Annotated in this window: 11 protein-coding genes; 5 read left to right on the top strand and 6 right to left on the bottom strand. The window is 71.4% G+C overall.

What is annotated here, in order from left to right:
• Positions 1-21 precede the first annotated feature (21 nt).
• Positions 22-939, top strand: a complete 918-nt coding sequence (locus ASF88_RS07225) for a hypothetical protein (RefSeq protein WP_235493318.1) — start codon at positions 22-24, stop codon at positions 937-939.
• Between the two features lie 34 nt (positions 940-973).
• On the opposite strand, the gene ASF88_RS07220 is transcribed toward ASF88_RS07225, so the two are convergent.
• Positions 974-1,438, bottom strand: a complete 465-nt coding sequence (locus ASF88_RS07220; protein WP_055915929.1) for a VOC family protein — start codon at positions 1,436-1,438, stop codon at positions 974-976.
• A gap of 36 nt (positions 1,439-1,474) precedes the next feature.
• On the opposite strand from ASF88_RS07220, the gene ASF88_RS07215 reads away from it, so the two are divergent.
• Positions 1,475-2,254: an SGNH/GDSL hydrolase family protein gene (locus ASF88_RS07215; RefSeq protein WP_055915927.1), complete on the top strand. Its 780-nt coding sequence runs from the start codon at positions 1,475-1,477 to the stop codon at positions 2,252-2,254.
• 15 nt (positions 2,255-2,269) lie between these two features.
• Here the strand turns inward: ASF88_RS07215 and ASF88_RS07210 are convergent, their stop codons facing one another.
• Positions 2,270-4,711 carry a phosphoketolase family protein gene (locus ASF88_RS07210; RefSeq protein ID WP_055915925.1) on the bottom strand — a complete coding sequence of 814 codons (2,442 nt, stop codon included), beginning with the start codon at positions 4,709-4,711 and terminating at the stop codon, positions 2,270-2,272.
• 38 nt (positions 4,712-4,749) lie between these two features.
• Here ASF88_RS07210 and ASF88_RS07205 point away from each other — a divergent pair, with 38 nt between their 5' ends.
• From ASF88_RS07205 to ASF88_RS07195, 3 genes are read left to right on the top strand one after another with little or no spacing between them, the layout of a single operon-like run.
• A complete protein-coding gene (locus ASF88_RS07205) occupies positions 4,750-5,595 on the top strand; it encodes an alpha/beta fold hydrolase (RefSeq protein ID WP_055915923.1) in 846 nt (281 codons plus the stop codon).
• A 10-nt stretch (positions 5,596-5,605) separates the two neighbouring features.
• A complete protein-coding gene (locus tag ASF88_RS07200; RefSeq protein WP_055915921.1) occupies positions 5,606-6,178 on the top strand; it encodes a GNAT family N-acetyltransferase in 573 nt (190 codons plus the stop codon).
• Positions 6,179-6,238: 60 nt separating this feature from the next.
• On the top strand, positions 6,239-7,126 hold the full coding sequence (locus ASF88_RS07195) for an EamA family transporter (protein ID WP_055915919.1): 888 nt from the start codon (positions 6,239-6,241) through the stop codon (positions 7,124-7,126).
• A gap of 4 nt (positions 7,127-7,130) precedes the next feature.
• Here ASF88_RS07195 and ASF88_RS07190 read toward each other — a convergent pair whose 3' ends face one another.
• From ASF88_RS07190 to pyk, 4 genes are all read right to left on the bottom strand, one after another.
• Positions 7,131-8,024: an ABC transporter permease gene (locus ASF88_RS07190; RefSeq protein WP_082518789.1), complete on the bottom strand. Its 894-nt coding sequence runs from the start codon at positions 8,022-8,024 to the stop codon at positions 7,131-7,133.
• Positions 8,011-8,946, bottom strand: coding sequence for an ABC transporter ATP-binding protein (locus ASF88_RS07185; RefSeq protein ID WP_055915917.1), 936 nt, complete (start codon positions 8,944-8,946; stop codon positions 8,011-8,013). The genes ASF88_RS07190 and ASF88_RS07185 overlap by 14 nt, the downstream gene beginning before the upstream one ends.
• Before the next feature lie 10 nt (positions 8,947-8,956).
• The gene (locus tag ASF88_RS07180) at positions 8,957-10,009 is read right to left on the bottom strand and encodes a LolA family protein (RefSeq protein ID WP_055915915.1); all 1,053 of its coding nucleotides are present in this window, start codon (positions 10,007-10,009) and stop codon (positions 8,957-8,959) included.
• A 147-nt stretch (positions 10,010-10,156) separates the two neighbouring features.
• Positions 10,157-11,572, bottom strand: a complete 1,416-nt coding sequence (gene pyk / locus ASF88_RS07175; protein ID WP_055915913.1) for a pyruvate kinase — start codon at positions 11,570-11,572, stop codon at positions 10,157-10,159.
• Positions 11,573-11,574 lie beyond the last annotated feature (2 nt).

Here is an 11,574-nt window from a genome sequence, read left to right as displayed (position 1 = left end):
TTGCGAACTCGACGATCGGGTGTGGGGATTCTTGCGGCGGGACTGGCGCTACTGGCGGGTGTCGCCGGTTTCGGGGCGACCGCCGCGCCGGCGGGCGCAGTGACTCTCTCCGGCGCCTCCACCCCCTCGGCCATCACCGGGATGTGGGCCTGGGGCAACCCGATCGATCCGGCCGTGGATCCGCGCGGAGACGGTGAGCCCGCCTTCGAGCCGAAGGCCCTGGCCGCGTTCGCCGCGGCGCACAAGCTGCGCACGGTGTACCTCTCGGTGCCGTGGGCAGCCGACGAGGGTCCGTTCTCGGCCTGGCTGCGCTCGGCGGTCACCTCCCTCCACGGCGCCGGTGTCACCACGGTGGCGGCGCTGGGAGGCGACCCCGCGTGGGCGCAGCAGCCCGACCTCGCCGCCACGTGGACGAAGGCCGCCCTGAAGGCCGCGCCGTTCGACGCGATCCAGTTCGACGTCGAGCCGTGGGTCGGCGCGACCGACGATCAGCTGCCGGGGATCGTCGCCCAGCTCGCCACCATGTACGACACCGCCGCAGCCGCCGCACGCACGGTGCCGGTCGGCGCCGACCTCCCGTGGTGGCTGGCCGCGAAGCCCACCGACACCGGCTCGACGCTCTTCGCTCAGCTCCTGCCCCACCTGCGCTCGGTCGCGATCGTCGCGTTCTCCGACCACGCTCCGGGAGACGACGGCATCATCGCTCTCGCCCGACCCGCGGCGACGGCGGCAGCTTCAACGCGGATCCCGTTCAGCATCGGCGTGGAGACCGACGACCCCGAGGTCGCCGGCGGCCCCGCGGCCACCTTCGGCGACGACACCGCGGCCGTGCTGGAGGCGCAGACGGCGCTGGTCCGCTCGGCCTTCGGCGGCACCCGCGGCTACACGGGCGTCACGGTCGAGCACCTGCTGTCGTGGCAGGCGCTCATCGCGCGCTGACGCGCTGACCGCTGAGACGCTGACGGGATCGCCGTCAGTCGGTGCCGTCCGCCGCCGCGTAGAGAGCGGCGATGTCGAGCTTGCCCATTTTCATCATGGCGGCGTTCGCCCGGCCCGCGCGTGCGGGATCGGGATCCTGCTGCAGCTCGAGCAGGGCGCGCGGCACGACCTGCCAGCTGAGCCCCCAGCGGTCCTTGCACCACCCGCACGGCCCCGGCTCCCCACCTCCCGAGATGAGGCCGTCCCAGAGCCGGTCGACCTCCGCCTGGTCCTCGCAGAGCACCATGATGGAGGCCGCCTCTGTGAAGCTGTAGAGCGGGCCGCCGTCGAGAGCGAGATACTCGATGCCGCCGAGTTCGAAGGTGACGAGCACAGTGGCGCCGTCCTCTCCGAGCCGGGCGACGTCGACGATGCGGGAGTCGGGCACCAGCGAGACGTAGTGGTTCGCCGCCGCTTCGGCCTGACCGTCGTACCAGAGGAACGTCCTGACCTTCTGCATGCCGGTCATGGTACGCGGCGGCGGTAGCGTAGCGGGATGGTGTTCTCGAGTTTCATCGCGATCGGCGACAGCTTCACCGAGGGCGTCGGCGACGACCTCCCCGACGGGAGGCAGCGCGGCTGGGCCGACTTCGTCGCCCTCGGGCTGGCGCAGGCGGCCCCCGGGCCCGTCCGGTACGCGAACCTCGCCATCCGCGGGCGCAAGTTGGGGCCGATCCTCGCCGAGCAGCTGGAGCCGGCGATCGCGCAGCACCCGCAGCTGGTCAGCCTGAACGGTGGCGGCAACGACATCATGCGTCCGCGCGTCACCATCGAGTCGGTCGCGACGCAGCTGGTCGACGCCGCCGACCGGGTCGCGGCCTCCGGGAGCACCATGCTGCTGCTGAGCGGCGCGAACCCCAGCAGGCACCTCCCGCTCGGCGGGCTGCTGCGCAAGCGCGGCGACGAGCTCGCGGTGGCCGTGCGCGCGTTCCTGCCACGGCACGGAGTGCTGTTCGTCGACAACTGGGCCGACGAATCGCTGGAGGACATCCGCTACTGGTCCGCCGATCGCCTGCACCTCAACGCCCTCGGTCACGCGCGGGTCGCGAGCAACGTGCTGACCGCGCTCGACGTTCCGGTGCCGCCCGAGTGGGGCGTCGCCGAGGTGGAGGCGGCCCCCGCCGGTGAGCGCTCGCGGCGCACCGCGGACTACTACCGGCGCTACGTGCTGCCGTGGATCGGCCGCCGGCTCACCGGGCGCTCGTCCGGCGACGGCCGCACGGCCAAGATCGCGGAACTCACCGTCGTCGACCCTGCCTCCGCCCACCCGCTCTGACGCCGAAGGCCCGCGTCAGTCGTTGTCGCCGCCGGTGGTGTCGATGCGGGTGGTGCGCGTGCCTCCGCCCCAGCGCCACTCGGCGACCTCGGGGATGTCCTCGCCGTGCTCGCGCGTGTACTGCCGCGCACGCAGGCGGGCGTCCACCATCTCCTGACGGAAGACGGCCTCCCGTGCCGCCAGCCCTGGCACCCGGTCGAGCACGTCGATCACCAAGTGGTAGCGGTCGAGATCGTTGAGCATGACCATGTCGAACGGGGTCGTGGTCGTGCCCTCCTCCTTGTATCCGCGCACGTGGAGGTTGTCGTGCCCCGCCCGGCGGTACGTCAGCCGGTGGATGAGCCAGGGATAGCCGTGATAGGCGAAGATCACCGGCTTGTCGACCGTGAACAACGCGTCGTACTCGCGATCGCTCAGCCCGTGCGGGTGCTCCCCCTCGCTCTGCAGCCGCATCAGGTCGACGACGTTCACCACGCGCACCGCGAGGCCGGGCAACCGCCGGCGGAGGATGTCGGCGGCCGCGAGCACCTCGAGCGTCGGGATGTCCCCTGCGCAGCCGAGCACGACGTCGGGCTCCTCGCCTTCGTGCTCCGTGCCCGCCCACTCGAAGATCCCGATGCCGCGGGTGCAGTGCGCGATCGCGTCCGGCATGCTCAGCCAGTTGGGCGCCGGCTGCTTGCCGGCGACCACGACGTTCACGTAGTCGACGGAGCGCAGGCAGTGGTCGTAGGTCGACAGCAGCGTGTTGGCGTCGAAAGGGAGGTAGACGCGCACCACGTCCGCCTTCTTGTTGACGACATGGTCGATGAAGCCGGGATCCTGGTGCGACGCCCCGTTGTGGTCCTGCCGCCAGACGTGCGAGCTGAGCAGGTAGTTCAGCGAGGCGACCGGCCGGCGCCACGGGATGGCACGTGAGCTCTTCAGCCACTTGGCGTGCTGGTTGAACATCGAGTCGACGATGTGGATGAACGCCTCGTACGAGGTGAGCACCCCGTGCCGGCCGGTCAGCAGGTAGCCTTCGAGCCAGCCCTGGCACTGGTGTTCGCTCAGCACCTCCATCACTCGGCCGCTGGGCGCCAGATGGTTGTCGGAGTCGATCGGCCAGAACTCCGCGTTCCACTGCTTGCCGGTGACCTCGTAGACGTCCTGCAGGCGGTTGGAGGCGGTCTCGTCGGGCGCGAACAGCCGGAAGTCGTCGGGGTTCTCCGCCATCACGTCCCTCAGCCAGCCGCCGAGCACGCGCGTCGCCTCCGCCACGGTCTCTCCCGGCGCCGGCACATCGACGGCGTAGTCACGGAAGTCGGGCAGGCGCAGGTCGCGGCGCAGCAACCCGCCGTTCGCAGCCGGGTTCGCGCTCATCCGGCGGGCGCCCTCCGGCGCGAGCGAGGTGACGAGAGGTACGGGTGCGCCCGAATCGTCGAACAGCTCCTCCGGCCGGTACGACAGCAGCCAGCTCTCCAGGAGGCGGGTGTGCGCCTCGGTGTCGCGTGCGTCGGCGAGCGGCACCTGATGGGACCGCCAGTTGTTCTCGGCGGGATGCCCGTCGATCTCCGGCGGGCAGGTCCAGCCCTTGGGCGTGCGGAGGATGAGCATCGGCCAGGCCGGGCGATCGATCAGATCCCCCGCGGCGGCCGCGGTCTTGATCTCGGCGATCCGGTCGAGGATCTCGTCGAGCGTCGCCGCCATCCGCTTGTGCACGTCGCGCGGATCCTCGCCGTCGAAGCCTCCCGAGACCAGATACGGCGTATAGCCGTAGCCGCGCATCAGCTCGAACAGCTCGCTCTCGGGGATGCGCGCGAGCACGGTCGGGTTGGCGATCTTGTACCCGTTCAGGTGCAGGATCGGCAGCACCGCACCGTCGGTCTTCGGGTTCAGGAACTTGTTCGAATGCCAGGCGGTCGCGAGCGGCCCCGTCTCGGCCTCGCCGTCGCCGACCACGGCCGCGACGAGCAGCTCCGGGTTGTCGAAGGCCGCGCCGTAGGCGTGCGACAGCGCGTAGCCGAGCTCGCCGCCCTCGTGGATGCTTCCCGGCGTCTCGGGAGCGGCGTGCGACGGGATTCCGCCCGGGAACGAGAACTGCCGGAACAGCCGGCGCAGGCCGTCGTCACTGCGATCGATCGCGCTGTAGACCTCGCTGTACGTGCCGTCGAGGTAGGCGCCGGCGACGACGCCCGGGCCTCCGTGACCGGGTCCTGCGACGAACAGCGTGTCGAGATCCCGCTGTCGGATCGCGCGGTTGAGATGCGCGTAGATGAAGTTGAGGCCCGGGGTCGTGCCCCAGTGCCCGAGCAATCGCGGCTTGATGTCGTCGCGCGAGAGCGGCCGCCGCAGCAGCGGGTTGTCGAGGAGGTAGATCTGCCCGACGGAGAGGTAGTTGGCGGCGCGCCACCACGCGTCCAGTTGATCGAGTTCGGAGGTGGAGAGGGCGGATTCGGAGACGTTCGTGGAGTCGCTCACGCGGAGATCCTATGAGCGGTCCGCTCCGAATAACAGGTGTGGAAACCTCCCTGATCGAGACCGCGCTCGGCGCGGTGGCCGTCCGGCACACCCGTGTGGCCTCGCGGACGGCGACCATCCTGCTGCACGGCGCCGCCGGCTCGTGGACCACGTGGCTGCCGGCGATCGAGGCCGCAGGTGGTCCGGAGGCGGCGGACGACCTGGTCGTGCCGGATCTACCCGGCTGGGGTGACTCCCCCGCAGACCCACGCCTGCTGGATCCGGAGTCGCTCGCCCGCACGGTGGCCGCGGTCGCGCGTGCGCTCGGCTACCGACGCTGGCGTGTGGTCGGGCACTCGATGGGAGGCTTCGTGGCACTCGAGCTCGCGGTGCTGGAGCCGGTGGCGACCGTCTCACTGGTGCTCATGTCGGCGACGACGCTGGGCGGACGCGGTGACCGGCTGGGGCCGATCGGGTTCGTCCGTTCGGCGCCGTCGCTCGCGCTCATGGACGCCGGGATGCGGCTGCTGGCGGCCGGCGGCGCGGCAGCCGCGCCGTTCGTGCGCTGGCTGGACCGCCGCCGGCTGCTCGGACTGCTGCTCGCGCCGCTGTTCGACGGGCCGCAGCCGTCGGTCGTCCGGGAGCTCGCCCGTGACCTGAGGCCGGCAGGGTTCGTGCGGGCGGTCGCGTGCGCCCGACGATATCCGGCGTCCGAGCGGTGGCGGAGGATCGTCTGTCCCGTCGTCGCCCTGCACGGCGACCACGACGCGTTCGCGCCCGCGAGCGACGACGCGCGCCTCGCCCGCATCATTCCACGCTATTCGGCGCTCGTCCTCCCGTCGACCGGACACTTCGGCCATGTCGAGCGGCCGGGTGTCCTCGCCGGTGTCCTCCGGTCGCGATAGGTTCGAGGGCATGACGGACGAGGTGGTCACGGAATCGGTCGACGCATCGACCTGGAACGAACTGCAGACGGTATTCGGCACGAAGGGCGACGCCTCCAGCTGCTGGTGCCAGTGGTTCAAGCTGAGCCGCGCCGACTGGGACGCCGCCACCCGCGAGCAGACCCGGGCCCTATTGCACGAGCAGGTGCAGGAGGGCTCCCCCGGGGTCATCGCCCGCATCGACGGCGAGCCCGTCGGCTGGGCCGCGGTCGAGCCGTTCTCCGCGTACTCGGCGCTCGGCCGCTCGCCGATCACGCGGCGCACCGAGGCCGACCCCGACGACGTCTGGGCGGTGACGTGCTTCGTCGTGAGACTCGAATACCGCAAGCGCGGCGTCGCCCGCGCGCTGCTCGCCGGCGCACTCGAACACGCACGCGAGCGGGGCGCCACCGTGATCGAGGGCTACCCCGTCGACCCGGAGGTGAGGCCCTCGCTGTCCGCCGCGGAGCGGTACCACGGTACGGTCTCGCTCTTCCGCGACGGCGGCTTCGAGGTCGTGCGCCGGCCGAGCGCGACCCGGGCGGTCATGCGGCGGGAGCTGTAAGGCCGGGCAAGCCCGTGGCGGACGGAGGGCGTGGCCGACGGAGGGCCTAAGCTCGATCGGGTGAGTTCGCAGCGCAATCGGGTCGTCGTCGGTGCCGGCACCCAGGTCGCCACCGAGGTCAGTATCAACTTCGGCTCGTCCGTGGCCGGCCTGCTCATCCCGATCGTCGGCTCTCTCGTCGTGGTCGCGGTCCGCCAGCTCGTGACGGCCGTCTGCATCCTGCCGTTCTACCGTCCCAAGCGGGCGGAACTGACCTGGCGCCGACTCTGGCCCGCCCTGGCGCTCGGAGTCGTGCTCGCCGCCATGAACCTGAGCTTCTACGAGGCGGTGGGACGGCTGGGGCTGGGGATCGCCGCCACGATCGAGTTCCTCGGTCCGTTCGTGCTCGCCCTGGTGGGGTCGCGCCGGCTCCTCGACGCGGGCTGCGCCGTCGCTGCGGCGGGCGGGGTGCTGCTGCTCACCGCGACCGAGGGCGCGATCGACCCGATCGGCGTCGTGCTCGCACTCACCGCCGCGGCCTCCTGGGCGGCCTACATCCTGCTGACGCGGAGGGTCGCGACGCGGCTGCCGGGCCTCGAAGGGCTGAGCATCGCGAGCGTCGTCGCAACGGTGCTCACCGTGCCGCTCGCGCTGATCGTCGTCGACTACTCCCGCATCGACTGGCGCGTCGCGGGCCTCCTGCTCACGGCCGGCATCCTGTCCTCCGCCGTGCCGTACAGCCTGGACACCTTCATCCTGCGCCGGATCACGCCGCGGCTCTACGCGATCATCACGTCGTTCGGGCCGGTGATCGCGACGCTGTTCGGCGTGCTCGTGCTCGGCGAGCACTTCGTGTTCGTGCAGCTCGTCGGCATCGTCGTGGTCTGTCTCGCCGCGGGCGTCAGCATCACCACCCAGCGCGAGCGTCCGCGCTCCGACCTCGAGGCGACGGCCGAGACGATCCCCTAGGCCCTCAGGACAGGATGTCCTTGCTGAGGAACCGTCCGACCGCGAGCGCGCCGAACACGGCGATGTAGCCGAGCTGCAGCCAGGCGTTGGACACCAACGAGTCCCACACCAGCGGCGCACGGAGGAAGTCGGCGAAGCCCAGCCAGTAGTGACTGAACAGCCACGGGTGGAGGGCGTCGAGCTGCGGCAACTGGTCGAGCACCTGCGAGACGACGGCCAGGACGGCGGTCGCCGCCATGGCTCCCACCGGCACGTCGGTGAGCGTCGACAGGAACAGCCCGATCGCGCACATCCCGAGAAGTGACACGACGATGTACAGGGCGATCAGCAGCAGCCGCACCATCGCGTCCCCGACACTCACCACTGCGCCCGAGAGCAGGGTGACCGGGCCGATCGGGAACAGGATCGCACCGATCACCGCTCCCGCGATGGCCACCGTCAGCGCGGCTGCGACGCAGAACGCCGCGCACCCGGCGTACTTCACCGCGAGCAGCCGCAGCCGCCCGGCCGGCGCGATCACCAGGTACCGCAGCGTGCCGTGACTCGCCTCCCCGGCGATCGTGTCACCGGCGACGACCCCGATCGTGAGCGGGAGGAACAGCGGAACGCACACGACCAGCGCGGTGAACGCGACGAACAGCCCGTTGCTGGTGATCTGATCGAGGAAGGCCGGACCCCGGCCGCGGCCGGTCAGCCGCACCGCGACGGCGATCAGGATGGGCACGGCCGCCAGCGCGGCGAGCATCGCCCAGGTGCGCCAGCGCCGGAACAGCACCGAGAGCTCCGACCCGAGCAGCGCCCACCCGGCCGAAGGCCGCTCGCGCCGCGCCGCCAGGGAGCTGTGCGCGGCCGGCGCCGCCGGCGACGCCTCGATCGGAACAGCCTCACTGCTCGACATCGAAGCCCTCCCCCGTCAGGTCGACGAACCGCTCCTCCAGGCTCGACGCGCGCACGGCGAATCCGCGCAGCCGCACCCCCGAGCCCACCAGCGCCGCGGCGAGGTCCTCTGCGAGCGGCGCGCCGTCGCCGAGCGCGGCCTCCACCTCGTCGCCCACGGCGGCCGGGGCGAGCCCCAGCCGGGCCAGCACCTCCGTCGCGGCGCCGAGGTCCGGGGTCGTCACGATCACCCGAGGTCCGGACGCGCTGCGGAGCTCGTCGAGCGAGCCCTGCGCCACGAGCCGGCCCGCCCGCATGATCGCGGCGTGCGAGCAGATCTGCTCGATCTCGGCCAGCAGGTGGCTCGAGACGAACACCGTCGTTCCCTCGCCCGCGAGCGAGCGCACGAGGTTGCGCACCTCCCTGGTGCCCTGCGGGTCGAGCCCGTTCGTCGGCTCGTCGAGCACCAGGAGGTCGCGATCGGTGAGCAGGGCGCCCGCGATCCCGAGCCGCTGCTTCATGCCGAGCGAGTAGGCGCGCACGTGCTTGCCCGCGGCGTGCGACAGGCCGACGCGCTCCAGGGCGGCCTCCACACGCGCGGACCGCGTGCCGCCCGGGGCGTAGCGGTCGGCGGTGTCGCGACGCACCAGATTCGCCGTGCCCGAGAGATACGGGGCGAACGACGGCCCCTCCACCAGCGCGCCGACGCGCGGCAGCACCGAGGCGCCGCGATCCGGCATCGCCTCGCCCAGCACCGAGATCTGCCCCGCCGACGGGGAGATCAGGCCCAGCAGCATCCGGATCGTCGTGGTCTTGCCCGACCCGTTCGGGCCGAGGAATCCGAACACGGACCCGCGCGGTACGGACAGGCTGAGGTCGTCGACCACTGCACGCCCGCGGAAACGCTTGGTGAGCCCGCTGGTCGCGATCGCGGCGTCGCTCACTGGCCGTCGCTCACTGGGCGGCGGACTGCAGCGCGGAGACGGGGACGGCGCCGGCGAGGACGCGGCCGTCGGCGGTGACGAGCACCGACACCAGGGTGGTCGAGAGGGCCCGGCCTCCGTCGACCGCCTGCGTCAGCTCGCCGACCAGCGGGTCGTCGAGTGCCTGCGCCGGCACGGTGCCCGCCGGGAGGCTGACGATCGTCGCCCAGCCGGTGCCGGTCACCGTGGGCTTCGGGTGCGAGGCGCCGGAGGGCCGCTCGCCCGACTTGGCCGACTGCTCGCTCACGGTCGCGCCCTTCGGCGGAGTGAACGAGAAGACGCTCGCATCGGGAGCGCCCGGGCTGAAGGACGTGAACCCCGCCTCGAACGCCGGCGAGGAGGCCCCACGCGCCAGCACCTGGACGCGCAGCGGGAGGCCGGTCTGGCCGTCGACCGCAATGGCGACCGACCCCACCAGGGTGGCGTCGGTGCGCGGCGTCAGCACCAGGTCGTACGCGTCACGCCCGGCGACCTTCGTGTTCGCGCCGAGGGTGACTTTCGTCGTCGGGTCCACCGCGGCCAGGAATCGCTCCGCGAGCGCCTGCGGCGTGGTCGCGGTCGCGTCGGGGGCGGGCGTCGGCTCGGTCGACGCGGCGTGCGCCGGAAGCGTGAGGTGGGTCACCGACTCGTCCGACGACTGGTACAGCCACACATCCGAGCCGTTGCGGATCGCATCGCGCTCGGCCAGCTGGTCGAGCACCTGGACGCGCACCTTCGTCGGACCGTCCACGTACACCTTGGCCGTGTGGTCGCCCATGAGCAGCTCGAGCGTGTTCGCGACGGAGCTGTCCGTGCTGGAGCCTCCGCCCGTCTTCGGCAGGCTCGGCAGCCCCAGGTCGGAGCTCTGCTCGACCGTGCCGGAGAACGCCTTGGTGTCGCTCGACGCGACCAGCCGGAGGACGTCCTGCGGCGACTTCACGGGAAGGTCGGCGGCCCCCGCGGCGATCGGGATGGCGATCGCTCCCGCGGCGATGGCGACGGGGACGACGATGGCGGGCAGCCAGCGGACCAGGCGGTGCTTCATAGTGCCGAGGATACGCTCGCGACCCCCGCGCCGACCCTCCGGGTTCCATGGGAGAACCGGAAATCATCCCCTGGTATGACCTCGGCTGGGAGCCTCCCGGACGCACGCAGAAGGCCCCGCCGGAGCGGGGCCTTCCTTCATCCGTCACTACAGGACGTCGCCGACCTTGTGGACGCGGATGTCGTTCGTGGTTCCGGGGATCCCGGGAGGGGAACCGGAGATGATGATCACCTTGTCGCCGTCGACGGCGCGACCGGTGGACTTGAGCGCCTCGTCGACCTGCGCGACCATCTGGTCGGTGTGCGTGACGCGACCGACCACGAAGGACTCGACGCCCCAGAACAACGACATGCGCCGGCGCACCGACTCCTCCGGCGTGAAGGCCAGGATCGGGATCTTGTTGCGCAGGCGGGCCATGCGGCGGGCCGACTCGCCCGACTCGGTGAAGACGCAGAGGAACTTCGCCTCGACGAAGTCGGCGACCTCGACGGCGGCCAGCGTGATCGCACCCGACTGGGTGCGCGGCCGGGTGCCGAGCGGCTGGATGCGGTCGAGCCCGTGCTCCTCGGTGGAGGTCACGATGCGCGCCATGGTCGCGACGGTGATCGCCGGGTACTCGCCGACGCTGGTCTCGCCCGAGAGCATGACCGCGTCCGCGCCGTCGAGGACGGCGTTGGCGACGTCGGAGGTCTCGGCGCGGGTCGGGACCGGGCTGGAGATCATCGACTCGAGCATCTGCGTCGCGACGATGACCGGCTTGGCCGCGCGACGGGCGAGCTCGACGGCACGCTTCTGCACGATGGGCACGGCCTCCAGCGGCAGCTCCACACCGAGATCGCCGCGGGCGACCATGATGGCGTCGAACGCCTCGATGATCTCCTCCAGCGCCTCCACGGCCTGCGGCTTCTCGATCTTGGCGACCACGGGGACCTTGCGGCCCTCCTCCGCCATGATCTCGTGCACACGCTCGATGTCCTTGGCGTTGCGCACGAACGAGAGCGCGATGATGTCCGCGCCGAGCTTGAGGCCCCAGCGCAGGTCGGCCTCGTCCTTCTCGGACAGCGCGGGCACGTTGACCGCGACGCCCGGGAGGTTGATGCCCTTGTTGTTCGAGACCGGGCCGGCGACGACGACCTCGGTGGTCACGACGTTGCCCTCGACCTCGACGACGCGCACGCGCACCTTGCCGTCGTCGATCAGCAGGTAGTCGCCCGGCTTCACGTCGTTGGGCAGGCCCTTGAACGTGGTCGAGGAGATCTCCTTGGTGCCGATGATGTCGTCGGTGGTGATCTTGAAGATGTCGCCCTGGGCGAGATCGTAGGGGCCGGCCTCGAACTTGCCGAGTCGGATCTTGGGGCCCTGGAGGTCGACCAGGACGGCGACCGGCTTGCCCGCGTCCTCGGCGGCCTTGCGCACGTTGGCGTAGACCCCCTCGTGCACTTCGTAGCTGCCGTGGCTCAGATTCATCCTCGCGACGTCAACGCCCGCGTCGATGATCGCGCGGATGTTGTCGTAGCTGGAGGTCGCCGGACCGAGGGTCGCGACGATTTTAGCCCTTCTCATGG

This window comes from Leifsonia sp. Leaf336, assembly GCF_001423695.1.
In the GTDB taxonomy this organism is placed as follows: Bacteria; Actinomycetota; Actinomycetes; order Actinomycetales; family Microbacteriaceae; genus Leifsonia.
Note: the sequence above shows the minus strand (reverse complement) of the source record. Positions and strands in the feature narration are given on the sequence as shown.